Genomic DNA, 24051 nt, shown 5'->3' on the forward strand with positions numbered 1-24051 from the left:
ACAGGATGGGGGCAGGACGGCCCATGGGCGCAGACGGCGGGGCATGACATCAACTATCTGGCGATCACCGGCGCGCTGCACGCCATGGGGGAGGCGGGGCGCCCGCCGGTTCCCCCGCTCAACCTCGTGGCGGATTATGGTGGGGGCACAATGTTCCTGCTTTTCGGGATCCTTTCGGCGCTTTTCGCCCGGGGAACGACCGGCAAGGGGCAGGTTGTGGACGCCGCGATGATCGAAGGCGTGCCCGCGATGATGGGGCTGATCCATTCGATGCTGGCCCGTGGTACATGGACGGAAGAGCGTGGCGCCAACTGGCTGGATGGGGCCGCGCCGTTCTATCGCTGCTATGCCTGTGCCGACGGGCGATATATCTCTGTCGGCGCGCTGGAGCCGCAGTTCTACGCCATCCTGCTCGACCGGCTGGGTCTGCCCGCCGATCTGGCGCAGACCCAGAACGACACAAAGACATGGCCCAGCCGCACGCGCGAATTCGCGGACCTCTTTCTGACCAGAACACGGGATGAATGGGCAGAGCATTTCGCGGGAACAGATGCCTGCGTGGCCCCGGTGCTGAGCTTTGCCGAAGCGCCCCGGCACCCCCAGAACGCTGCCCGTGAAGTATTTCTCACTGACGCGGACGTGCCACTACAGGCCATGCCTGCACCGCGCTTTTCCGGAACGCCCTGCGCTGAACCGGCGGCTCCACGACCCCCGGGCGGTGATACGAAAGAGGTCCTCGCCGAAATCAACTTCGACGAGGACCTCTTAGATCAGATCAGCGCTTTGCCGGCTGACCGGCAGTCATAGGGTCAAGCAGCCGCCCGGTCGTGCTTCCCTTCGCGAACTTCTTCGACGATCTTGTTGACGAAGGCTTCCAGGTCGTCGGGCGATCGGCTTGTGATGATGCCCTGATCTACGACGACTTCGCTGTCTTCCCACTTCGCGCCTGCATTCTTCAGATCGGTTGCGATGGAAGGGTACGAAGTGGCCTTGCGACCTTCGATAATGCCCGCTTCGATCAACAGCCACGGCGCGTGGCAGATCGCGGCAACGGTCTTGCCCGCATCCGCAAAGGATTTGATCAGCGCGACAGCGTCTTCATTCTGGCGCAGAACGTCCGGATTGATCTGACCGCCGGGCAGGACGATGGCGTGGTAGTCCTCCACCTTGACGTCCGTCAGCTTCAGATCGGCGGCTACTTCCTTGCCCCAGTCGTTTTCATCCCAGCCGGTGATCGCTTCACCGTCGGGCGTGGCGACATGGACGGTCGCGCCATTTGCCTTGAGGTCATCGAGGGGGCGCAGGAGTTCGGATTGTTCGAACCCATCGGTCGCGAGAATGAGGATCTTTGCGTCAGTCATATGTGTCATCTTGAACCTCCGGTTAATCATTACATCTGTGCAGTCCCAACACGTCGATCCGGTCAATGTTCCAGCGGTGGAACGCACCGCCCCCCATGCGCGGATCGTCGCAGCGCAAGAATGTGATTCCCCTTTTCAGGACAATAAAATAAAAGACGTTATGACCGCGCCCGCCGCCCCCGATACCGATGTTCCGCTGCCGGAACTCATCGTTTGCCCCCAGTGCGACGCAGCCTATCGGCTGAAGAAGCCCCAGCATGGCGAACGGGCGGTCTGCCAGCGCTGTCACACGGTCCTGATCTCTCCGCGGCGCAATGCGGGGCTGCGGATCATCGCCATCGCGCTGTCTGTGCTCATCCTCATTCTCGGAGCCGCCTATTTCCCGTTTCTGGAAATCGACGCCGCGGGGAACCGGAACGCGGTTTCGATCATGGATGCCGCGCTGGCCTTTGGCGGCGGGCCGCTGATCGTCCTGTCGCTCGCGACCGCGGCGCTGATCATTTTCGTGCCGCTCGCGCGGGTGCTGCTGACGCTTTACGTGCTGGTTCCGCTGGTTTTCGACAGGCCGCCCGCCCCTCATGCCATGGCCGCCTTCCGCCTGTCCGAAGCGATGCGACCATGGTCCATGGCCGAGATCTTCGCGCTGGGCTGCGCTGTCGCGCTGGTGAAGATAGCGGATTTGGCGAATGTGGCCTTTGGGCCCGCTTTCTGGATGTTCGGCGCTCTCGTGGTTCTGCTCGTGGCGCAGGACAGTTTTTTGTGTAGATGGTCTGTATGGAACGCGCTGGAACATCCGAAAAGATCGTGACCGCGCGTGAAATGGGCGTTGTGGCCTGTACACGCTGCTCGCGCGCCTGGCCGCTTGGCCGGACCGTCTGTGGGCGCTGCGGCAACACGCTGGTTTCGCGGGATACCGATAGCCTGCAGCGCGTCTGGGCCTACTGGCTGATGGGCGTGATTTGCTATGTGCCCGCCAATGCCTACCCGATGCTGCGCACACAGACCCTTTTCGTGAAAGAAGAAAGCACGATCATCGGGGGCGCGGTGGAGCTTGCCGAATATGGATCATGGGGCATCGCCTTCATCATCCTGTTCGCTTCGGTGGTGATCCCGCTGGCAAAATTCTGGGCCATTGCCTTTCTCGCCATCAGCGTCAAAACCCGCACCGCGGCATCCAGTCATTCGCGCCAGTTGATGTATGAAATCGTCGAATACATTGGCCGCTGGTCCATGATCGACATCTTTGTAGTTGCGATCCTGTCATCACTGGTGCAACTCAGAACACTGGCATCGATAACACCCGGAACGGCAAGCTTTTTCTTTGCCCTGTCGGTGATATTCACGATGCTGTCGGCCCAAGCCTTCGACTCCCGCATGATATGGGATGTCCGGACCCGCGATGAGGATGCCAAGAAAGATGAGTGAAACCCCACCCGAAGTTTCGGTGACGCCCGCACGCAAAGCGTTTTTCAGCGGAGCATCCATCGTCTGGCTTATCCCGCTGCTGGCCCTCGTCGTAGCCCTCGCCGTCGCGTGGCGCTCCTACAATGAGCGCGGTCCGGAGATCAAGATCGAGTTCGAAAGCGGCGCGGGTATCGCCGCCGGCCAGACCGAGCTGAAATACCGCAACATTACCGTCGGGCGGGTCGAAAACGTCGGCTTCACCGAAGGGCTGGGCAAGGTGGTCGCGACCGTCCGGGTGGACAAGGCCGTCGCGCCCTTCATAGACAGTTCAGCCGTGTTCTGGATCGTCGAGCCGGAAGTCACCTTGCAAGGCGTATCAGGCCTGAGCACCGTTTTGAGCGGTGTCTACATCGAAGGATCGTGGGACGATGACCCGGGCCAGGTGCAGTACCGCTTTCAGGGGTCGAGCGGTGCGCCCCTGATCCGCCCCGGCCAATCCGGGCTGCAGATCGCCTTCCGCAGCACGGCGACAGGCCAGTTGACGGATAACGCGCCGATCCTCTTCAAGGGCATCGAAGTCGGTCGCGTGGGGCGGGCCAAGATCGCCCCGGGGGGCAAGTTCGCCATCGCCGAGGCGCTTATTTTCGAAGAGCACCGCGACCTCATCAACCAATCCACCCGGTTCTGGGACACTTCGGGTTTCAGCGTTTCGCTTGGAACCGCCGGTGCGGAGATCGATTTTTCCTCGCTCGCGACCCTGCTGGGCGGCGGTATCACCTTTGACACTTTCGTTTCCGGCGGTGACCGCGTTCAGGACGGAATGATTTTCGATATCTACGCAACGAAGGAAGCCGCGCGCTCCTCGGTCTTCAACGCCTCCGAAGTGGAACCGCTGGAGCTTGCGATTATCTTCGATGACAACGTATCGGGTCTGTCTGTCGGGGCCCCGGTGGAGCTTAGCGGTCTCAACATCGGCAGGGTCGAAACCCTGTCGGGCATCGTGGATTACAACCAGTTCGGCGACAGCCGCGTGCGTCTCAACGCCACCATCGCCATACAGCCCGCGCGCCTCGGCCTTCCGGGGGAGGTAACGGCCGGGTCGGCGCTCGCCTTCCTTGAAGAACGGGTGGCCAACGGCCTGCGCGCGCGCCTTGCCTCTGCTAGCCTGCTGACGGGGGGGCTGAAGGTCGAACTCGTGGACGTGGAAAACCCCGAACCCGCCCGGATCAGCAATCTGCCCAACGAATTGCCGGTGCTGCCCACGACGGAAAGCGAAACTTCCGACGCTGCGGCCACGGTCGAAGGGGTCTTTACCCGGATCAACAACCTGCCGATCGAAGAGCTTTTGAACAGCGCCATCGGCTTCCTGAACTCCGCGGATCGCCTGATTTCGGACGAGAACCTGCGCGAAACGCCACAAGACGTGCGGACCCTGTTGGGGGATCTGTCCGGTCTGGTCAATTCGCAGGAAGTGCAGAACGTTCCCGTGTCGCTCAACGCCACGCTTACCCGGGTCGAGCAACTCGTCACCCAGTTGGAGGAAGAACGGCTTGCCCAGCGGCTGGTGTCCGCCATCGATGCGGCCATGGCAGCGGCAGAGAACGTCGGTAACTCCGTGGAAGGCGTGCCGGAACTGGTCGAGAACCTGCAAGGGGTGGCGGCCAAGGCCGAAGCGCTCAACGTGGAAGAGCTGATAACCGCCGCCGTGGGCCTTGTGGAATCGCTGGATACCATCCTCGCATCTGAGGCGGCGGTCGCGCTGCCTGCGTCCCTGCGCACTGCGATCGAAGAGGTGACGGGAACGTTGACCGATCTGCGCGAAGGCGGGGCGGTGGACAATATCAACGGCACCCTCGCGGCGGCGCGGCAGGCGGCAGACAATGTCGTGATCACCACGCAATCGCTGCCGGACCTGACCGCGCGCCTGAATGACGTGCTGGATACCGCGGCTGAGGCGGTCGGCTCAATCAATTCGTCGGTCGAAGGGGTTCCCGCGCTTGTGGAGCGGATCGAAAACGTCGCCGCCAAGGCTGAATCGCTGCAGGTCGAAGAACTGCTGGCAGAGGTCACGGATCTCGTCCGTTCCGCGGATGCCGTGCTGGCGAGCGAAGCTGCCGTCGCTCTGCCCGAGTCGCTGAAGGAGGCGATCGATCAGATCAACGGCACACTCAAGGAACTGCGTGACGGAGGCGCGGTGCGCGACATCAATCAGACGCTCGCCTCGGCCCGTACCGCTGCGGCCAATATCGCCAACAGCAGCAATGAACTGCCGGAGATTACCGCCCGTCTGAACGCTGTGCTGGACGAAGCTGCAAACGCCGCCGCGTCGGTGACATCGTCTGTCGATGGCGTACCGGAGCTTGTGGAGCGTATTCAGGCCATCGCTGCCAAGGCCGAAAGCCTTGCGGTAGAGGAGCTGCTGGCGGAACTCACCGAACTCACCCGTTCAGCGGATGCCATCGTCAGTACCGAGGATGCGGTCGCCCTGCCTGGTGCGCTCAAGAACGCGCTGGACGAGGTGAACCTGACGCTGCTGGAACTGCGCGAAGGCGGCGCGGTGGAAAACGTGAACCGCACGCTGGATTCCGCCCGTACCGCTGCAGACAGCATCGCCGCATCCGCCGGCAGCCTGCCGCAGATCGTCGAACGCCTGACAGCGCTTTTCGCGCAGGCCAGCCGCACGATCGAAGGCTACGATCAGGGCGCCGAACTCAGCCGGTCCGCACGGGAAACGCTGCGTGACATCCAAAAGGCTGCGGATGCGCTTGCATCTCTGGCCCGGACCATTGAACGTAACCCCAACTCCCTCTTGCTCGGACGGTAAACATGACATTTGCACGTTTCTTCGCTGCGATCGGACTGGTTTTCTTCGTGGCGGCCTGTAGCGAAGCGGAACGCTTCGCGGTCCGGCCCCCTGCCATCACGGACAGCGTGCCGATTTCCTTTGCCTCGGTCGAGGTGCGCGATGTTTCCCTGCCGTCCTACGCGGCGGCGGATGAAATTCATCTGCAGACCCGCAGTGGCGTGCTTATCAGTTCTTCGGATGTGCTCTGGGCGGATTCCCCGGAACGGTCCATCGCACTGGAGCTGAGCCAGAACCTCGCCCGGTTGACCCGCCGCAATATCGCGTCGGAACCCTGGCCGTTCGAAGACTTTCCCGAAGCCCGGTTGGAGGTGCGGTTCAGCGAGTTGGTGGCGTCTGAACAGGGCACATTCCGCACATCGGGCCAGTATTTCGTATCAGGCGGGGAGGGGCGCGAACGCTCGGGCCTGTTCGATCTGTCGGTACCGTTCAATCCCGACGGGGGCCCCAATGCCATCGCGGCGGCGCGCGGGCGCCTGATCCTCGACCTTTCGATTTTCATCGCGCGTAACGGCCTGCGCTGAGGCGATCCGCGAAATATTCTGCGGCAGTGGCGTTCAGCCTTCAGGCTGGGCGCAATAGAGCCTGTGCAGCGTATGCAGCACGGCCTGAACCTCGTCGCCCTTGATCCGGTAGAGGATCGTCTGCCCCCTGCGGGAGGAGTCCACCAGACCGGCATCCTTCAGCCGGCGCAACTGCTGTGACATCGTCGGCTGTGCCATGCCACATGCCTCCGCCAGATCACCCACGGAACGTTCCCCATCCACGAGCCTGCAGAGGATTTGCAGGCGCGCTTCGGAAGCGAGCATTTTCATCAGATCGGCCGCGGCCCCGATGTCGCCTTCCAGAATATCGTCACCCTTATTCATATTCGCACCATTGAATATTCTGTCGGTAGAATATATCGAGAGCTAAGGATGAACAAGCGGGAGATATGCCCGCGCAAAAGCGGAGGCGATGATGGAAACGGAATTTACCCCTTGGCTGTCACTGGGGGGCGGCATGCTGATCGGGGCCGCCGCAGTGCTTCTCATGGCGACAAACGGCAGGATCGCGGGCATCAGTGGTCTGACCTCCCGCATTTTCGCCGCCAAGGCTGACGGAGAGGCCCGGGGCGTTTCTGCGCTATTCGTGCTGGGCCTCCTGTTGGCGGCGCCGCTCTGGCTGCTGGTGTCGGGAAACTGGCCGACGCAGACGGTACCGTCCGGCGTGCTGGTCATGGCGGCAGCCGGGTTGCTGGTGGGTTTCGGTTCGGTTTTCGGCAACGGCTGCACCTCCGGTCACGGCGTTTGCGGCATTTCGCGTGGGTCGGGCAGGTCCATCGTTGCGACGGTGACATTCATGGCCACGGCTGCGATCACTGTATTCGTTGTCCGTCACATGGTGGGTGGATGACATGAAACAGGTATTCGCCCTGCTCTCCGGCCTGATATTCGGCCTTGGCCTCATCATTTCCGGCATGTCGGACCCCGCGAAGGTGCTCAACTTTCTCGATGTGTTCGGCACCTGGGATCCCAGCCTCGCCTTTGTCATGGGCGGTGCCATTGCTGTGACGGCCCCGGGTTTCGCCCTGCTTCGCCGCAAACGCGCCACCCCGTTCTATGACACAAAATTCCGGATCCCTGACCGTAGCGATATCGACCCTAAACTGATGACGGGCTCCGGTATCTTCGGTGTAGGCTGGGGCCTCGGCGGTTTTTGCCCCGGTCCGGCCCTCACGGCGCTGCCCATAGCGGCGACCGGCACGCTGATCTTCGTGCCCTTCATGTTGATCGGCATGTGGTTCGCGCAACGCACGCCCGATCCCTTTTCAACCCTAAAGACAGGAGAAGCCTGATGTCCGAACCCCTCAATTCCCGAGTCGTCCGCCATTCGCCCTCCACCGGAGAGGGCAGCCCCGATGTCTGGGGCATCTATGAGCCTGACACCGGGTCTATCCAGTACATCTGTGCCGACCCCAAGACCCGCAAGGCGGCGTTGATCGACGTTGTCTGGAATTTCGATCCGAAGAACTACAAGTTCACCACCGAAAGCATGGATCAGGTTCTGGATCTGGTGAAGGAAAACGGGCTGAGCGTCCAATGGGTCCTCGACACGCACCCCCATGCCGACCACGTCATGGCCTCCGCCCACCTCAAGGAGCGTACGGGCGCCCCCAATGCGATCGGCGCTCTGGTGCCCGATATCGCGAAGATCTGGGCCGATCTCTATAATCTGCCCGACGCCTTCGATCCCGCGCGGGATTTCGACCGCCTGTTCGAGGAGGGTGAAACCTTCGCGCTGGGCGATCTGAAAATGCGGGTCATTTTGTCACCCGGGCATACGCTGGGGTCGATCTCCTATGTCTGCGGCGATGCGGCCTTTGTCCACGATACCCTGATGCAGCCCGATTCCGGCACCTCCCGCGCCGACTTCCCGGGCGGCGACACTGCCGAGCTTTGGGATTCGATACAGGAGATCCTGTCGCTCCCCGAAAATACGCGGCTCTATATCGGTCACGACTACGGGGCCGAGGGGCGGGACGAGCCGCAATGGGAGGCCACCGTCGCCGAGCACAGGGCCAACAACAAACACGTCAAGGACGGCACCGACCGCGACGAATGGATCGCCATCCGCGATGAGCGGGACGAGACGCTGTCCCTGCCCAATCGCATCCTCGCCGCCCTGCAGATCAACCTCCGCGGCGGGCGGCTGCCCCCGGCCGAGGATGACGGCAACCATTACCTCAAGCTGCCGGTGAACCGGTTCGATTGAGGGGAACGTAACCCTGAAGATCGTGGGAAGCAGGGCAGTATGGCCTGCTTCCTACCGGGTTCTCAGACCGCCCAGGTGAACCGCGTGTCGTTCTCCGAGCGTTTCCAGAGCCGGACCATGACCGCTTTGTCATGGGCATGCGGTTCGAGCGTGCCCTTGCCGACCGGTCCGCCGGTTTGCATCAGGCCCGTGGGGCCATGAAGGGCGCGCTGTTCCAACCCGGTCTCGGTCGCACACATCACTTCCGGATAGGCGCCCTTTTCGGCGGACTGCACAAAGGGCGTCTTTGTCATGAACCACCAGACAAGGCGCGTCATCGTCCCCCCGCTGGTGCTGATAAGCGAGGTGGCGGAGGCGCCGGGGTGGCAAACATAGACCTCGACATTCCTGTGGGCCGCGGCGATCCGGTCCTGAAGCTCGTAGGCGAACATCATCTGTGCCAGCTTGCTTTGGCTATAGACGGGGTTGGGGCTGTAGTTTCGATCCCAGTCCATGTCTTCAAACTGGATCGTTTTGATCCCCATGTTGTAGCCGAGGCTGGCGACAACGACGATCCGGCCCTGCGCTTCCTCCAGACGGTCGAAAAGCATTCCGCAGAGGACAAAGTGACCATAATGGTTGGTGCCAAGCTGGCTTTCAAAACCGTCCTTGGTGAACTCCTGCGTCGGCACCTGTGCGATGGCGGCGTTGCAGATCAGCGCGTCGATCCGCGGCACGCTCTTCAGCACCTCTTCGGCGGCGGCACGTACAGAGGCGAGTTCCGCAAGGTCCATTTGCACAAAGTTCACGTCAGCATCCGCGCCGAACTCCGCACGAAGATCATCTATGGCGGCGGTGGATTTCTCGGCGCTGCGGTTCAGCATCACTACCTTCGCCCCCTTGGCAAGCAGGATGCGCGCGGCCTGAAAGCCCGTGCCCGCGTTGGCACCGGTGATGACGTAGGTTTTGCCGCCAAGATTGCCGAGGCGCTCGGGCGTCCAGCCCTTTGGTCCGAAGGTCGTGTCAGCCATCTGTCTGATCCTCTGTAAAGGCGGCACCCGGCGGCTGGCCGGGTGCCTATGCCGAAAGTCAGTCCGCAAACCGGGTGAGCAGGCTTTCGCCGCGCCGGAGCGGCGGCAGATTGCCGGGATATTCCGGTCTGAGCGCGCTCACCTCATCCAGTTGCGCCATCTCCTCGTCGCTCAACGCGATATCGACGGCACCAAGATTGTCGATCAGTTGCTCCTCCTTGCGCGCGCCAACAATGGCGCTGGTGACGCCGGGCTTGTGCAGGAGCCAGGCCAGCGCGATCTGCGCGACCGACGCGTCCTTTTCTTCGGCGATCTGCCGCAGCACGTCGATGACCTCGAAACCCTGATTTCGGTCGAGCTGCGGATAGTCGAACTTCGTGCGGCGGCCCTCGGCCTCACCGTCGTGGGTATACTTGCCGCTCAGGAAACCGCCCGCCAGGGGGCTCCAGATGAAGGTGCCAAGGCCGAGGTCCATGGCGGCCGGGATGATCTCACGTTCCAGCTCTCGCCCGACGAGGCTGTAGTAGGACTGGGACGAAATGAACCGCTCCGCTCCCATCACCTTGGCGACGCCGTCAGCCTTGGCGATTTCCCAGCCGGCGAAGTTCGACAGGCCGATGTAGCGCACCTTGCCCTGCCGCACGAGGTCGTCGAGCGCGCGCAGCGTCTCCTCCAGCGGCGTGGTGACGTCAAAGTTATGCACCTGGTAGAGGTCGATGTAATCGGTGCCCAGCCGCTTCAGGCTGCCTTCGACCTCGCGCATGATCGCGTTTCGGCTGGTACCCAGATCGTTCGGCCCGGTGGTCGTGGTGTTGTAGACCTTCGTCGCGATCAGCACATCCTGCCGACGCGACCCCAGCGCCTTGCCCAGCATCTCTTCCGAGACGCCCGAGCTGTAGACATTGGCGGTGTCGAAGATGTTGATCCCGGCTTCGATCGACAGGTCGACCATGCGGGTGGCGAGTTCCTGCCCCGTGGCTCCGATCCGGTCGGCGAAGCTGCCGCCTTCGTTGTCGAAGGTCATAGTGCCCAGCGTCAGTTCCGAGACGTAGAGACCGGAATGTCCAAGTTGATTATATTTCATGGTAATGCCCTTCCGCGCCTGGCGCTTGCGTTTGTAAACTGCTGTGTTTACATAGGGGAGGCCATGGCATTTTGTAAACCTTATTGTTTACATTTTTCCGATCCAACAGGGAAAAGCTGGTGAAACTTACTGATAAGAAAAGAAAAGATATTCTTCAGGCGGCAATCCAAGAGTTCCGTGAGCAGGGATTTCCTGCCGCGAGGGTAAACCGCATCGCGGAACTGGCCGAAGTCTCCAAGCGCACGCTCTACAAGCATTTCGAGAGCAAGGAGGTGCTCTTTGCCGCGATCACAGATATCTTGCTGGAGCAGATCGCTGCCTCGCCCAAGCTGAGCTATGATCCGGGCAAGCCGCTGCGCGAACAGCTTATCGCGGCGGTGCGGGACTACATCGATTACCTGTCGGGCGAGCATTACATGGGCCTGAACCGCCTCGTGATGTCAGAGCTGTTGCGCGATCAGAAACTGGCCCAGGCCTTTTTTTCCAAGGCAGAGATGCAGGACGGCCCGATCCAGACGCTGATAGGCGAGGCGATGCAGGCCGGAGCGCTGCGTCAGGCGGAACCGGGCTTCGCAGCCGGGCAACTCCTGTCGATGATCAAGCATTTCCTGATGTGGCCCGAGTTTCTGCTGGGCAAAAAGGCCGATGTCGATGCGGAAGCCGTCATGGCCGACTGCGTGGACATGTTCCTCGCCCATTACCGCGCAGGGGCATGACGGCCTAGTTGAGAGGGTGGGTTGGAGAATCAAAAATCCAGATTCTCCACACTCAAGGCATTCTGCTGGATAAACTCCCGCCGGGGTTCGACCACGTCGCCCATCAGCTTGGTGAAGAGATCGTCCGCCTCCGCCATGTCATCCACCTTGACCTGCAACAGGGTCCGGGCGTCGGGGTCGAGGGTGGTCTCCCAGAGCTGATCGGGGTTCATTTCGCCCAGACCCTTGTAGCGCTGGAGGGAGAGCCCTTTCTCGCCTTCGGCCAGAATGGCGTTCAGCAGGTCCATCGGGCCGTGGATCAACTGGCTGCGGTCCTTCCGGACGAGCACTGCGGGCAGGTCGTAGACCTCTTGCAGATGCTGGGTGAAGCTGCCGGAACGCTTGGCTTCGCCTGACCGCAGCAGCTTGCCGTCCAGCGTTCTCACCTCTTCGACCCCGCGCAGGATTCGGGCGAGCCGGATTCCGTGATCCTGTGTGATCCGGCCCTGCCAACCTTGCTCGTATTCAAGCGCGATCAGGTTCAGACGATCGGCGACCTTGTCCGCGACGCCTTGAAGGTTCGCATCCACCGCCCCCGGAACGAAGGCCCCGGCAATGGCGGCCTGTTCAAGGATATGGCGGGGATAATGCGTCGGGAAAGCCTCCAGTACGCGGCGCATCTGCCGGGCCAGATCGACCACGCGGGCCAGATCCTGGCCGCTGATCTCTTCCCCGTTGCCCTGCCGTAGCATCGCGCCTTCGATGCCTTGGCCGATCAGGTAATCCTCCATCGCGGCCTGATCCTTCAGATAGACCTCCGACTTGCCGCGCGTCACTTTGTAGAGCGGCGGCTGCGCGATATAGAGGTGCCCCTTTTCGATCAGCTCCGGCATCTGGCGATAGAAGAAGGTCAGCAAGAGGGTACGGATATGCGCCCCATCCACGTCGGCGTCCGTCATGATAACGATCTTGTGGTACCGCAGCTTGTCGATGTTGAATTCGTCCCGGCCGATGCCGGTGCCGAGCGCCATGACAAGGTTCCCGATTTCCTGACTGCCGAGCATCCGGTCGAAACGGGCACGCTCCACGTTCAGGATCTTGCCCTTCAGCGGCAGGATCGCCTGTGTCTGCCGGTCACGTCCCGTCTGGGCCGAACCCCCGGCGCTGTCCCCCTCGACAAGGAAGACTTCGGTCTTCGATGGATCCTTTTCCGAACAATCCTTCAGCTTGCCGGCAAGGAAGTTGACGTCCATCGCCGTCTTCCGCCGAGTGAGGTCGCGGGCCTTGCGCGCGGCCTCCCGTGCCAGCGCCGCTTCGATGATCTTGCCGACGACGATCTTGGCTTCGTTGGGGTTTTCCTCGAACCATTCGGCCAGTTTCTCGCCCACCAGCCCTTCGACAGCGGGGCGGACTTCCGAACTGACCAGCTTGTCCTTGGTCTGGGAGGAGAACTTCGGATCGGGCACCTTGACCGAAAGAACGCAGGTCAGGCCTTCGCGGGCGTCGTCGCCGGTAAAGCTGACCTTTTCCTTCTTGGCGATGCCGCTTGACTGGGCATAGGCGTTGATCGTTCGGGTCAGGGCCCCGCGGAAGCCTGCCATATGGGTGCCCCCGTCCCGCTGGGGGATGTTGTTGGTAAAGGGCAGCACGTTTTCATGGTAGCTGTCGTTCCACCACATCGCGACCTCGACGCCGATGTCGTCGCGTTCGCCGGTGATGAAAATCGGCTCCGGCATGACGGAGGATTTGTGCCGGTCGAGGTATTTCACAAACTCCTTCACGCCGCCTTCGTAGAACAATTCGGTTTCCAGCGTTTCGACGGGCCGTTCGTCACGCAGGATGATGCGCACGCCTGAATTCAGGAACGCCAGTTCGCGCAGGCGTTTTTCCAGCGTCTCGAAGGAATAATCGAGGTTGGAGAACGTATCGGTGGAGGCCATGAAGCGCACTTCGGTCCCCGTGCGGTCGGTGGGGCCGACTACCTTGAGGTGCTCCGTCGTGTAGCCCCCTTCGAACCGGGCGACATGCTCCTTGCCCTCGCGCCAGATGCGCAGTTCCAGCCAATCGGAAAGGGCGTTCACCACAGAAACGCCCACCCCGTGCAGACCGCCGGAAACCTTGTAGGAATTGCTGTCGAACTTACCGCCCGCGTGCAGCTGGGTCATGATCACTTCGGCGGCGGAAACGCCTTCTTCCTCATGGATGCCCACGGGGATGCCGCGGCCGTTGTCGCTGACGGAAACGGAGGAATCTTCGTGGATCGTGACGGTCACGGCGTCGGCATGTCCGGCCAGTGCCTCGTCGATGCCGTTGTCGACGACTTCGTAGACCATGTGGTGCAGGCCCGATCCATCGTCGGTGTCCCCGATGTACATGCCGGGCCGCTTGCGCACGGCTTCCAAGCCTTTGAGAACCTTAATGGAATCGGCGCCGTATTCCTGCGGCGCCTGAACGTTTTCGGACATTGAGAAGACCCTTGTTTTACTGCACGATTTATAGGGGTTTCCGCCGGAATTGTCACGCTACGGACACAAGATTTTGTGTCACACCACCGGGATCGCCAGCCCCACTAAAATCAATGCAGCGCCGGATATATAATTGATCCGCGATACCACTGCCGGGCGGGTGATGCGGGCCCGCAAATGGCCCACGACCAGAGCGATAACGAGGTTTCCCGTAAGCGGAATCAGAACCGAAACGGCTACGATCGCAGCGACGTCCGGGGTAGTCGTGTGCCGCAGATCGAAGAACCCCGGCAGGACCCCCATGTAGAACAGGATCGCCTTCGGATTGCCGAGGATCGCCACCAGCCCGGCCAGAAAGCCCGGCCAGACCCCGGGCCGCGTCAGCCGCGCGTTCGGCTCGATCCGTTGCCGGGCCTGCAGGATCAGCAGCACCCCCATCCCGATGAACATCACGCAGGCCACCCAGCGCAGCACCAGCATGAAGACGTCGAAAACCGACAATATCCAGGATATCCCCAGCACCGCCACCAGAGGCCAGAGGAGGTCACCGACTGAAACGCCCAACGCGAGCGGCCATGCGGCCGCAAAACCCCCGGAGAGGGATCGTGCGCTCATCGCCAGCCAGACGGGTCCGGGTGTCAGGAACAACACGACCAGCGCGCCGCAATAGAGCAACAGATCCGGCAGGGTGATCGTCACGCGGCGGGCCCCACGACAGAGATGCCGTCCCGCTCCGTTACCTCGATACGCTGGGCCGCGCCGTTCAGGGCATCGAAAAGCTCCGGGCCGGTGCCTGTCATCCACGCCTGACTGCCCAGTGCCACGATCTCGGCATAGAGGGCGGCGCGGCGGTCCGCGTCCAGATGGGCCGCGACCTCATCCAGCAGCAGGATTGGCGGTGCGCCGAAGCCTTCGGCCAGCGCCCGGGCATTCGCGAGGATGAGCGACACGAGCAGCGCCTTCTGCTCCCCGGTGGAGCAATCTCGCGCGGGCACGCCCTTGGCCGTGTAGGTGCCTTCAAGATCCGCCCGGTGGGGTCCGATCAGCGTCCGCCCCGCCGCCAGATCGCGCGCCCTGTTCTGTTCAAGAACGCGGCGCAATTCCGGCGCCTCGGTAGGCATATCGCAGATGAGGTCGAGCGTAGCGGTGGGAAAGCTCGTTTCCGCATTCTGCTGCGCATCGCGGATCGCATTCAGCGCATGCAGCCGATTGGCATGAATGGCCGCGCCGGTCTCCGCCAGACGGGTTTCAAGCGCGGTGTACCACGACGGTTCCCGCACCATGTCCTTCAGCAAACGGTTCCGTTCCCGCATGGCCTTTTCGTAGCCGAGCGAAAGGTCCGCGTGGTCAGGCAGGAAGCTGAGCGTCATCCGGTCGAGAAATCGCCGCCGGCCCTCTGCCCCTTCGATCCAGAGCCTATCCATCGAGGGAATGAGCCAGAGGACCCGACATATCCGGCCCAGCATCGTCTGGGGCGCCGCCTTGCCGTCGATGCGCAACTGCCGGGCCGCGCCATTTTCCGACCATGTCTCGATCTCAGATGCCCCCTGCGGCCCGTGCAGCATCGCCGTGATCTTCCAGCCCAGCGCTTCGGGCCGGCGGCTCATGTCCAGCGCGCTGGCCCGGCGCAGACCCCGCCCGGGTGACAAAAGGGAAACCGCTTCCAGTATGTTGGTCTTTCCGGCGCCATTGGGCCCGTAGAGCGCGACAGACCGTGCATCGCAGTTCATCGCCGCCCGGCGGTGGGACCGGAAATGCGAAAGTGTCAGATCGGACAGGTAAAGGGCGGTCATCTCACGCGCCCCCCGGTTGCTCTATTGGGGAACTTCAGACGCGCATCGGCATGACGACGTAGACAGCCGTTTCGTCGTTGCCTTCGCGCATCAGGGTCGGATCGCCGGAGGAGTTGAACAGGAAAACCGCGTTCTCGCGATCCACCTGGCTGGCGATCTCCAGCAGGTACTTCGCGTTGAAGCCGATCTCCAACCGTTCGTCCCCGTAGGCCACGGCCAGTTCTTCCTCGGCGGCGCCGCTGTCTGGGGCATTGACCGAGAGGATCAGACGATCTTCGTCCAACTGCAGTTTGACAGCGCGTGACCGTTCCGAGCTGACGGTCGCAACCCGGTCGACCGCGCGTTGGAAATCGTTCGCGTCCACTTCCATCTTGCGGGTGTTTCCCTGCGGGATGACACGGGTGTAATCCGGGAACGTCCCGTCGATCACCTTCGACGTAAGGGTGATGTCGGGTGTGGCGAAACGCACCTTGGTTTCCGAGACGGAGACCGCCACCGTAAGCTCGTCGTCATCCAGCAGCTTGCGCAGTTCATTGACCGTCTTGCGCGGAACGATGACGCCGGGCATGTCGGCAGCACCCTCGGGCAGGTCGGCGTCGATCCGGGCAAGGCGATGGCCATCGGTGGCCACGCAGCGCAATGCCCGACCGCCGCTGGCATCGGCCACATGCATGTAAACCCCGTTGAGGTAATAGCGCGTTTCCTCGGTCGAGATCGCGAATTTCGATTTGTCGAAGAGGCGCCGCAGCACCGGGGCCGGGGCACTGAAGTTCGACGCGTATTCCGAGGACGCCATGACTGGGAAATCCTCGCGTGGCAGGGTAGCGAGCGAGAAGTTGGAGCGCCCAGCCTCCACCGTCAGGCGCTGGGCTGCGGTATCCGACGTCAGCCGGATCAGCGCGCCGTCTGGCAGCTTGCGCACGATCTCATGCAGCAGGGTGGCCGATACGGTTGTCGCGCCCGCCCGTTCCACCTGCGCGCCGACCTTGTCCACCACCTCGATATCAAGATCGGTCGCACGGAAGGAAACGCTATCGCCGTCCGCCTCGATCAGCACGTTGGCGAGTATCGGAATGGTGTTCCGGCGCTCGACCACGGATTGCGCCTGCGACACTGCCTTGAGCAAGTCGGCGCGTTCGATGCTGAATTTCATGTATTGTCTCCTGCGGAAGGCCGGGACGGGCAAACTACCCGGTTCCCGCTCTATCACAAGACTTTTGTTGCTTTGCCGACCGGATTGCAAGCACCGCCGAAGGCCCGTGCCGGGCCTGTGCCCGGCCGTTGCAACTGTGCGTCAGGATTCCAGCGCGCGGCGGAGCAGTTCGAGGTCTTCGGCGATCTGCCCGTCCGTCTGCTTGAGCTCCTCGATCCGGCGGACACCGTGCATCACGGTGGTATGATCCCGCCCGCCGAAACGCCGCCCGATTTCCGGCAGCGACCGGCTGGTCATGTGCTTGCAGAGGTACATCGCCACCTGCCGGGGGCGCGCATAGCTGCGCAACCGCTTGGGGCCGATCATATCCGAAAGCCGGATGTTGTAGTGATCGCTCACCTTGCGCTGGATCTCCTCGACCGAGACCTTGCGTTCGGAGGCGCGCAGCACGTCGGCGAGACAGTCCTGCGTCAGCTCCATGTTGATCTCGCGCCCCACGAGCGAGGCGAAAGCGAAGAGTCGGGTAAGGGCGCCTTCCAGCACGCGCACGTTGGAGGTGATGCGATGGGCGAGAAACTCGAGAATACCGTCCTCGATGACCAGCGACGGGTAGCTCTGGCGCTGGGTCTCCACCTTGCTCTGCAGGATCCCCAGGCGGAGTTCGTAGTCCGTCGGGTGCAGGTCGACGACGAGGCCGCACTGGAGCCGCGATTTCACACGCTCTTCAAGGTCCTTGATCTCTCCGGGGGCGCGGTCGGCCGAAATGATGATCTGCTTGTGCTGGTCGACCAGCGCGTTGAAGGTGTGGAAGAATTCTTCCTGCGTGCTGTCCTTGCCCGCGATGAATTGCAGATCATCCACCATCAACACGTCGACGGAGCGGAAAAGCTCCTTGAAATCCATGATCGTCCGATCGCGCAGGGCCTGCACGAAACGGTACATGAACTGCTCGGCGGAAAGATAGAGCACGTTCATTTCCGGTTGCCGCTGGCCCAGTTCACGAGCGATCGCATGCATCAGGTGTGTCTTGCCGAGGCCGACACCACCATAAAGGAACAGCGGGTTGAATGTGACCGGCCCACCTTCGGCCACCCGGCGGGCGGCGGCATGGGCTAGTTCGTTGGGTTTGCCGACGACGAAATTGTCGAAGGAAAAGCGCGGATCGAGAGGGGCGGTGTTGAGGGCCGAATTGGCAGCACCCTTCGCGGCGGCTGTTGCCGTCGCCTGCGGGGTTGCAGCCTGTGACCGGGGCGCGACGGGGGCCGCGGCCGCGGCATTCGCCATGACTGGCGTGCGCGGAGCGAGCGCAAACTTGAGCCGTTGCACCGAGGGCATGATCGCACTGATTTCATGCAGGATCAGGTCAGAGAAATTCTGGCTCACGTAGTTGCCGAAGAAATTGGTCGGCACTTCGAGCGTGCAGATACCGTCTTCCACGTGTTTGGGTTCAAGAGGTTTGATCCAGGTCGTGTAATTGTTTTGTCCGACTGTCTTCAGCAGTCTTTGTCCGATCTCGCCCCACTGATCCCGTGTCATATGCGCCCTTCATCCATTCAACACCACGAACGGATCGCCGAAACAGCCCGCACGTCATCCCATTCCGACAGGCAACAAACCACATACCCGGTCCCATCAGGTATCCGGCCATATGCCCCTCGGAGCTATCCAAACCGATTGCATTGCGCAGCGTGCCCCGTCCCAAAGCGCGCAGTCGCCGGACGCAACCGTCCGTATTTTGTAGATGACAGGACAAATGAACTGGCAGCAGCCCATTTGCAGATCGCGTCACCCGGTCCTAGCAAACCGTTTGACGCTCCCAGATCTGCAACCGCCGCGACGATTTTAAACCTGGGGCCTGTCCCCCCATGCGATGTGACTCGCAGGACTGTCCTAACAACTTGTTACTAGCTGCTTCAACATATCTTCAAACTTGACTCGAAAAGAATCTCCGAGGGCCAAAACATTGCAACAGCGCATAAAAATAGGGTGCCGCAATGCGGCACCCCGGGATTTTCAAGCACTTAACTGATTCTTGTTCAGGTTGTGCCGAGGGCTTTTACACGTGAGGAAAGGCGGGACATTTTCCGCGCTGCCGTGTTCTTGTGGAAGACGCCTTTCGAGACGCCGCGCATTAGCTCGGGCTGGGCCGCCTGCAGCGCTTCCTGGGCCGCGTTCTGGTCGCCGGAAGCAATCGCTTCCTCGACCCGACGCAGATAGGTGCGGATACGCGAACGGCGCGCCTTGTTGATCGCGAATCGCTTTTCGTTCTGGCGCGCGCGCTTTTTGGATTGTGTCGTATTTGCCATGGAATCAGCCTTCGGGTTCGTATCAATTTCAAACGTCGCGCGACACGACCCGCATCGGATGAACCGACGGTGATTCTAGCCAGAGCGGGCTGCACGCGCATGTATCGGGTGGCCTATAAGCCAGAGCGGCGGGGTTTGCAAACCGCAAAGCAGCCCGCCGGGTGATGGTTACTTGTCGCGGAACTGCGCTTCGCGCTTTTCGAGGAAAGCGGACATGCCTTCCTTCTGGTCCTCGGTATTGAAGAGGGCATGGAACATCCGCCGTTCAAAAAGCAGCCCCTCGCGCAGCGGCACCTCATAGGCGCGGTTCACCGCCTCCTTCACCACCATGACGGAGATCATGGATTTCTCGGCGATCTTCTGGGCGGCGCTCATGGCTTCGTCCATCAGCTTCTTGACCGGAACCACACGGCTCACGAGGCCCGCGCGCTCTGCTTCGGCGGCATCCATGAACCGGCCCGTCAGGTTCATGTCCATCGCCTTGGATTTCCCCACCAGCCGGGTCAGACGCTGAGTGCCCCCGATGCCCGCCACGACGCCGAGGTTGATTTCCGGCTGGCCGAACTTGGCGGTTTCCGAGCAGATGATGAAATCGCACATCATCGCCAGTTCGCATCCGCCGCCCAGCGCATAGCCGGACACGGCGGCGATGATCGGTTTGCGGATCCGCATGATCTGATCCGTTTCGGGCGTAAAGAGATCACCGGAAAAAGCTTCGACAAAGGATTTGTCGCGCATCATCGCGATATCGGCCCCGGCGGCGAATGCCTTTTCCGACCCGGTGACGATGATGCAGCGCACCTTCTCGTTCTCTTGGCTGCTCTTGAGCGCCTCCGCCAGTTCGCTCATCAGCTGATCGTTCAACGCATTGAGCGCATCGGGCCGGTTCAACGTGATGAGGGCGACATGGTTGTCCACCTCGAGTGTGATCGTTTCATACGCCATCTGGCTGTCCCTCGTTCACTACGCTCAGGCATCCGTGCATATCACGGGCCGAAGACGTTTCAAGCTATCTTTGACATAGCGCACAGTAGAAGGACGACCGGCCCGACTGCACGATTCTTCGGATTGTTCCGGTACAGCCGGGGGTGCGGCAGGGCTGGCCTTCGCGACCGTAGACATCGAAACGGTGCTGAAAATAGCCCAGTTCCCCGTCCGCCTGCCGGAAATCCCGCAGGGAGGATCCCCCCGCGGTGATCGCCTCCGTCAGCACGTCGCGGATGATCGGTACCAGCGCCGCGACCCGGGTGGAGGAAATGCGCCCCGCCTTGCGGGCAGGGTGGATCCCCGCCCGAAAAAGCGCTTCGCAGACATAGATGTTGCCCAGCCCCGCGACGATGCGCTGATCCAGCAGCGCCGCCTTGATCGGCGTGTTGCGTCCTTTCAGCGCAGCCACAAGGTGGGCTTCGTTGAAGGCATTGCCCAAGGGTTCGGGCCCTAGCACCGCCAGCAGCTTGTGGGTATCCGCGCTTTCGGTACGCATCAGGTCCATCGCCCCGAACCGCCGGGGATCGTTGAACGTGACCCGGGCACCGTTGGCGAGGTGGAACACCACATGATCGTGTTTCTCCGGCGCGGGATGATCATGGACGAACTGCCCCAGCGGATCGCCGGAGATCAGCATGCGCCCCGACATGCCCAGATGTATCAGGAGCGTTTCACCCGATGAAAGATCGCCGAGGATGTACTTGGACCGGCGTCGCAGCCGCTCCACCCGCTGGCCGGTCAGCCGGCCCGCCATGTCATCGGGGAAGGGCCAGCGCAGATCGGGGCGGTTGACCTCCGCGCGTTCGATCACGGTGCCTTCCATGACCGGGGCGAGACCCCGTCGCACGGTTTCCACTTCGGGCAGTTCAGGCATGGTGGTCTCGGTTCTCTCTGTGGTGAATGGTGCGGATTGCCCCTGCGCGCCCGCATCCTATAACAAGGGATGAAATCGAAGGACATCAACCCACCATGAGCGATACCAGCGGCAAGACCACTCATTTCGGCGCGCGCACCGTGCTGGAAAGCGAAAAGGCCGGCAAGGTCAAGGACCTGTTCAGCGATGTCGCGCGCAAGTACGATGTGATGAACGATGCCATGAGCCTTGGCATCCACCGGCTCTGGAAAGACGCCATGATGGATTGGCTCGCCCCGCGGCGAGGGCAGCGCCTGCTGGATGTTGCAGGGGGCACGGGCGATATTTCCTTTCGCTTTCTGAAACGTGCCGGTTCGGGCCATGCCACGGTGCTGGACCTGACCGAACCCATGCTCGTCGAAGGCCGCAAGCGCGCTGAGGCGCAGGACCTCGCGGAAAGCCTCGACTGGGTGGTGGGGGACGCGATGGCGCTGCCCTTTCCCGACGACAGCTTCGACGTCTACACCATCAGTTTCGGCATCCGGAACGTCACGCGCCCGCAGGAGGCCCTGAACGAGGCGTTCCGCGTTCTGCGCCCCGGCGGGCGGCTCATGGTGCTGGAGTTCAGCCAGTTGCCCAACCCGGCGATGCAGAAAGCCTACGACCTCTACAGCTTCAACATCATTCCCCGGTTGGGTCAGGCAATTGCCAATGATCGCGACAGCTATCAGTACCTCGTGGAATCGATCCGCAATTTCCCCGATCAGGAAACCTTCCTCGGTATGGTGCGGGCTGCCGGGTTCGAACAGGCGCGCTATCGCAACCTCAGCATGGGTATCGCTGCACTTCATTCCGGCTGGAAGCTCTAGATGCGCGGACCTCATAACATCTGGCGCCTGATCCGTACGGGCGCCACGCTGGAACGTACGGGCGCGATGAACGTGGTGCTGGATGCGTTTGATGCCACGCCGGCACTGCGTTTCGTGGCACGGGCGCTGGGGCGGCCGTTCAAATACCTCGGATATGCGGGCGATCCGACCATGCCGCCCGCCACCCGCGCGCTGACGGCGCTGGGCCCGGCCTACATCAAGTTCGGGCAGGTGCTTTCCACCCGTCCCGACGTTGTAGGCGATGAGCTTGCCGTGCAACTGCGTGTACTTCAGGACAAGCTTCCTCCCTTTTCCGTCGATTTGGCGAAGGCCGAGGTGGAGAAGGAGCTTGGCCTGCCGCTCGAAGCCATGTTCTCGGCATTTTCGGAGCCTGTGGCGGCGGCCTCCATCGCGCAGGTGCACCGGGCGCGCATTGCCGAAACGGGGCAGGAGGTGGCCGTAAAGGTGTTGCGGCCCAATATCGAACGGGCCTTTCGCAAGGATATCGATGCCTTCTACCTCGCCGCGCGGATGGTGGAGCTTTTCTCCCCCGGGTCGCGCCGCCTGCGCCCGATGGAGGTGATCGAGCATTTCGACGGCGTCGTCCGGGGTGAGCTGGACCTGCGCCTTGAAAGCGCTGCGGCTTCCGAATTCGCGGCCAACACCAAGGCGGACGAAGGCCTCAAGCTGCCGGACATCAAATGGGAATATTCGGCCCGCCGGGTCATGACGCTGGAATGGGCCGATGGCGTCCCGATGGGGGACAACGCAGCGATCGACGCGGCCGGGCATGACCGGGTGGCCCTGGGCGACAGGGTGCTGCAACTCTTTCTCCAGCATGCGCTGCGGGACGGCTATTTCCACGCCGACATGCATCAGGGCAACCTGAAGGTTTCGCCAGAGGGCGACATCATCGCCTATGATTTCGGGATCATGGGCCATATCGATGAATATACCCGCCGCGTCTACGCGGAGATCCTTTATGGCTTCATCCGGCGCGATTACTTTCGCGTGGCCAAGGTGCATTTCGAGGCCGGATACGTCCCCGCCCACAAGGATGTGGATGAATTCGCCCGCGCCCTGCGCGCCGTGGGGGAGCCGATCTTTGGGATGGATGCCACCCGTATCTCGATGGCCCGTCTGCTGACCTACCTTTTCGAGGTCACGGAACGGTTCGGCATGGAAACGAGGACGGAGCTTATTTTGCTTCAACGGACCATGGTCGTCGTGGAGGGTGTGGCACGCTCGCTCAACCCGCATATCAACATCTGGCAGGTCGCGAGCCCAATCGTCACCGATTATATCGCCAAATCGCTCGGTCCACGCGCCGTGCTGTCCGACCTTTCACAGACGGCCCGGGTTCTGGCGCGCTTCGGCCCGCGTCTGCCCGCACTGGTCGAGGCTGCCCTGATGCGCCAGACCGAAGAACGCCCTCGGACGGACCGCCTGCGCAAACGCTGGCTTGCGGGCTCCATGGGGCTCGGGGCGGTTCTGGGCGGTATCGTGGTTCTGGCGCTCAGCAACCTTGGCTGACTGCCTCTACAAGGCATTTCATCCTTGAGATGATTGGATAGCCGGGGCACCGGGCTTACGCGCTTGCCGTCAACCCCTCCCGGGTCCTCATTTTTACAAGGGAGCTATGCACAAACCACCGGTACAAACTCGGGCACGGTAGCGCTACCTCTGCAGTGCAGCGCGATTACTGCGTTGCAGCAATAATGCATGGGAACGCCGTATGTCTTTGATCCAGTCTTCTGCCCCCGGTGGCTTTGGAAACATGCTCGGGACCGTAGGGGCCCGGTATGCGCAGATCCGCGCCGCAGTGGCGGACAGAACGGAACGCCGCCGGAAGTACCGGCAGACGCTCGCTGAACTGCGCGTCCTGTCTGATCGGGAACTGGCCGATATCGGCATCCCCCGCGCCCATATCCGGCGCGTTGCACTCGAAGAATTCGCAAAGGACACCCGCCATGAAGCAGTATGACAATATCCTCCCCCGGCCGCATCTGGCCGAAAACTTCGCCGCCGCCGGCGCAACCCTTTCCGCGGGCAAGCGGCGCTTTGCCACCGGTTTTCGTACTGTGGTGAACCGCATGCAGATCGCCCGGATGGAAACCGCGTTGCGCGCCCTTTCCGATCAGGAACTGAACAATATCGAGCTGAAACGCGCCGATATTCCCCAGCGGGCACGCGAATTGGTGACCTATCGTTACGATGGTCTGTGACCGATGAAACCTTTGTCCGACCTGCGTGTTGGACTGACCTAATCGCCAGCCGCCCCTGAACGGGTGCGGCGGCGTCAGGCGCCGGACCTCCTCCTCCCCGAGTCCGTCCGGCACCGATCCGACGGCGCTTCCTCCCCGAACCCGTCGACGCGGGCCGGTCTCCATCCTCCTCCCGGAGACCGGCCCCCCGTGCCCCCCCCGCAGGGCGCACGGTATGGAAAGACGCTTA

Annotated in this window: 25 protein-coding genes; 13 read left to right on the forward strand and 12 right to left on the reverse strand. The window is 62.0% G+C overall.

All coding sequences use genetic code 11. The features are described from left to right. Window positions 1-807, forward strand: an 807-nt coding sequence (locus tag A3728_RS17140) for a CaiB/BaiF CoA transferase family protein (protein ID WP_067926434.1), incomplete at its 5' end; no start/stop codon positions are given. A 2-nt stretch (window positions 808-809) separates the two neighbouring features. On the opposite strand, the gene A3728_RS17145 is transcribed toward A3728_RS17140, so the two are convergent. Beyond that, the gene (locus A3728_RS17145; protein WP_067926438.1) at window positions 810-1370 is read right to left on the reverse strand and encodes a type 1 glutamine amidotransferase domain-containing protein; all 561 of its coding nucleotides are present in this window, start codon (window positions 1368-1370) and stop codon (window positions 810-812) included. Between the two features lie 151 nt (window positions 1371-1521). Here A3728_RS17145 and A3728_RS17150 point away from each other — a divergent pair, with 151 nt between their 5' ends. From A3728_RS17150 to A3728_RS17165, 4 genes are read left to right on the forward strand one after another with little or no spacing between them, the layout of a single operon-like run. Then, a complete protein-coding gene (locus A3728_RS17150; protein ID WP_067926442.1) occupies window positions 1522-2169 on the forward strand; it encodes a paraquat-inducible protein A in 648 nt (215 codons plus the stop codon). 11 nt (window positions 2170-2180) lie between these two features. Beyond that, entirely contained in the window at window positions 2181-2786 is a 606-nt protein-coding gene (locus A3728_RS17155) for a paraquat-inducible protein A (protein ID WP_067926507.1), read from the forward strand. Next, entirely contained in the window at window positions 2779-5589 is a 2811-nt protein-coding gene (locus tag A3728_RS17160) for an MlaD family protein (protein WP_067926445.1), read from the forward strand. Before A3728_RS17155 ends, A3728_RS17160 begins: the two co-directional genes overlap by 8 nt. A gap of 2 nt (window positions 5590-5591) precedes the next feature. Further along, window positions 5592-6152: a PqiC family protein gene (locus A3728_RS17165; protein ID WP_067926448.1), complete on the forward strand. Its 561-nt coding sequence runs from the start codon at window positions 5592-5594 to the stop codon at window positions 6150-6152. A gap of 33 nt (window positions 6153-6185) precedes the next feature. On the opposite strand, the gene A3728_RS17170 is transcribed toward A3728_RS17165, so the two are convergent. Further along, the gene (locus A3728_RS17170) at window positions 6186-6497 is read right to left on the reverse strand and encodes an ArsR/SmtB family transcription factor (protein ID WP_067926452.1); all 312 of its coding nucleotides are present in this window, start codon (window positions 6495-6497) and stop codon (window positions 6186-6188) included. A 91-nt stretch (window positions 6498-6588) separates the two neighbouring features. On the opposite strand from A3728_RS17170, the gene A3728_RS17175 reads away from it, so the two are divergent. Genes A3728_RS17175 through A3728_RS17185 form a run of 3 tightly spaced genes read left to right on the forward strand, consistent with a single transcriptional unit; the run spans window position 6589 to window position 8382 of the window. Continuing rightward, entirely contained in the window at window positions 6589-7023 is a 435-nt protein-coding gene (locus A3728_RS17175) for a YeeE/YedE family protein (protein WP_067926510.1), read from the forward strand. A gap of 1 nt (window position 7024) precedes the next feature. Continuing rightward, on the forward strand, window positions 7025-7465 hold the full coding sequence (locus A3728_RS17180; RefSeq protein ID WP_067926455.1) for a YeeE/YedE family protein: 441 nt from the start codon (window positions 7025-7027) through the stop codon (window positions 7463-7465). Further along, window positions 7465-8382 carry an MBL fold metallo-hydrolase gene (locus A3728_RS17185; protein ID WP_067926458.1) on the forward strand — a complete coding sequence of 306 codons (918 nt, stop codon included), beginning with the start codon at window positions 7465-7467 and terminating at the stop codon, window positions 8380-8382. The genes A3728_RS17180 and A3728_RS17185 overlap by 1 nt, the downstream gene beginning before the upstream one ends. A gap of 62 nt (window positions 8383-8444) precedes the next feature. On the opposite strand, the gene A3728_RS17190 is transcribed toward A3728_RS17185, so the two are convergent. Both A3728_RS17190 and A3728_RS17195 read right to left on the reverse strand, forming a co-directional pair. Then, a complete protein-coding gene (locus A3728_RS17190) occupies window positions 8445-9392 on the reverse strand; it encodes an SDR family oxidoreductase (protein ID WP_067926461.1) in 948 nt (315 codons plus the stop codon). A gap of 58 nt (window positions 9393-9450) precedes the next feature. Beyond that, window positions 9451-10476: an aldo/keto reductase gene (locus tag A3728_RS17195; RefSeq protein ID WP_067926464.1), complete on the reverse strand. Its 1026-nt coding sequence runs from the start codon at window positions 10474-10476 to the stop codon at window positions 9451-9453. Between the two features lie 119 nt (window positions 10477-10595). Here A3728_RS17195 and A3728_RS17200 point away from each other — a divergent pair, with 119 nt between their 5' ends. Continuing rightward, window positions 10596-11192 (forward strand): TetR/AcrR family transcriptional regulator, encoded by a 597-nt coding sequence (locus tag A3728_RS17200; protein WP_161487188.1) that lies wholly within the window; start codon window positions 10596-10598, stop codon window positions 11190-11192. Window positions 11193-11221: 29 nt separating this feature from the next. Here A3728_RS17200 and gyrB read toward each other — a convergent pair whose 3' ends face one another. The 8 genes from gyrB to mutM form a co-directional block, all read right to left on the reverse strand. Beyond that, complete coding sequence (gene gyrB, locus A3728_RS17205) at window positions 11222-13636, reverse strand: DNA topoisomerase (ATP-hydrolyzing) subunit B (protein WP_067926470.1); 2415 nt, start codon at window positions 13634-13636, stop codon at window positions 11222-11224. Window positions 13637-13714: 78 nt separating this feature from the next. Beyond that, window positions 13715-14335 (reverse strand): LysE family translocator, encoded by a 621-nt coding sequence (locus A3728_RS17210; protein ID WP_067926474.1) that lies wholly within the window; start codon window positions 14333-14335, stop codon window positions 13715-13717. Continuing rightward, window positions 14332-15429, reverse strand: coding sequence for a DNA replication/repair protein RecF (recF, locus tag A3728_RS17215; protein ID WP_067926477.1), 1098 nt, complete (start codon window positions 15427-15429; stop codon window positions 14332-14334). Before recF ends, A3728_RS17210 begins: the two co-directional genes overlap by 4 nt. Window positions 15430-15463: 34 nt before the next feature. Next, a complete protein-coding gene (gene dnaN / locus A3728_RS17220; protein ID WP_067926480.1) occupies window positions 15464-16582 on the reverse strand; it encodes a DNA polymerase III subunit beta in 1119 nt (372 codons plus the stop codon). A 141-nt stretch (window positions 16583-16723) separates the two neighbouring features. Further along, the gene (gene dnaA / locus A3728_RS17225; protein ID WP_067926483.1) at window positions 16724-18118 is read right to left on the reverse strand and encodes a chromosomal replication initiator protein DnaA; all 1395 of its coding nucleotides are present in this window, start codon (window positions 18116-18118) and stop codon (window positions 16724-16726) included. 500 nt (window positions 18119-18618) lie between these two features. Then, window positions 18619-18888 carry a 30S ribosomal protein S20 gene (gene rpsT / locus A3728_RS17230; RefSeq protein ID WP_067926486.1) on the reverse strand — a complete coding sequence of 90 codons (270 nt, stop codon included), beginning with the start codon at window positions 18886-18888 and terminating at the stop codon, window positions 18619-18621. 168 nt (window positions 18889-19056) lie between these two features. Next, complete coding sequence (locus A3728_RS17235; RefSeq protein ID WP_067926489.1) at window positions 19057-19833, reverse strand: enoyl-CoA hydratase; 777 nt, start codon at window positions 19831-19833, stop codon at window positions 19057-19059. Between the two features lie 64 nt (window positions 19834-19897). Next, window positions 19898-20749 carry a bifunctional DNA-formamidopyrimidine glycosylase/DNA-(apurinic or apyrimidinic site) lyase gene (mutM, locus tag A3728_RS17240; RefSeq protein WP_067926492.1) on the reverse strand — a complete coding sequence of 284 codons (852 nt, stop codon included), beginning with the start codon at window positions 20747-20749 and terminating at the stop codon, window positions 19898-19900. 95 nt (window positions 20750-20844) lie between these two features. On the opposite strand from mutM, the gene ubiE reads away from it, so the two are divergent. The 4 genes from ubiE (at window position 20845) to A3728_RS17260 (ending at window position 23822) form a co-directional block, all read left to right on the forward strand. Beyond that, window positions 20845-21597 (forward strand): bifunctional demethylmenaquinone methyltransferase/2-methoxy-6-polyprenyl-1,4-benzoquinol methylase UbiE, encoded by a 753-nt coding sequence (gene ubiE / locus A3728_RS17245; RefSeq protein WP_067926495.1) that lies wholly within the window; start codon window positions 20845-20847, stop codon window positions 21595-21597. After that, on the forward strand, window positions 21598-23130 hold the full coding sequence (ubiB, locus tag A3728_RS17250; protein ID WP_067926498.1) for a 2-polyprenylphenol 6-hydroxylase: 1533 nt from the start codon (window positions 21598-21600) through the stop codon (window positions 23128-23130). 202 nt (window positions 23131-23332) lie between these two features. Further along, the gene (locus A3728_RS17255; RefSeq protein ID WP_067926501.1) at window positions 23333-23581 is read left to right on the forward strand and encodes a DUF1127 domain-containing protein; all 249 of its coding nucleotides are present in this window, start codon (window positions 23333-23335) and stop codon (window positions 23579-23581) included. Continuing rightward, entirely contained in the window at window positions 23568-23822 is a 255-nt protein-coding gene (locus A3728_RS17260; RefSeq protein WP_067926504.1) for a hypothetical protein, read from the forward strand. Before A3728_RS17255 ends, A3728_RS17260 begins: the two co-directional genes overlap by 14 nt. The last annotated feature ends 229 nt before the right edge of the window (window positions 23823-24051 follow it).

Source organism: Sulfitobacter sp. HI0040 (assembly GCF_001634885.1).
Lineage (GTDB): Bacteria > Pseudomonadota > Alphaproteobacteria > Rhodobacterales > Rhodobacteraceae > Sulfitobacter.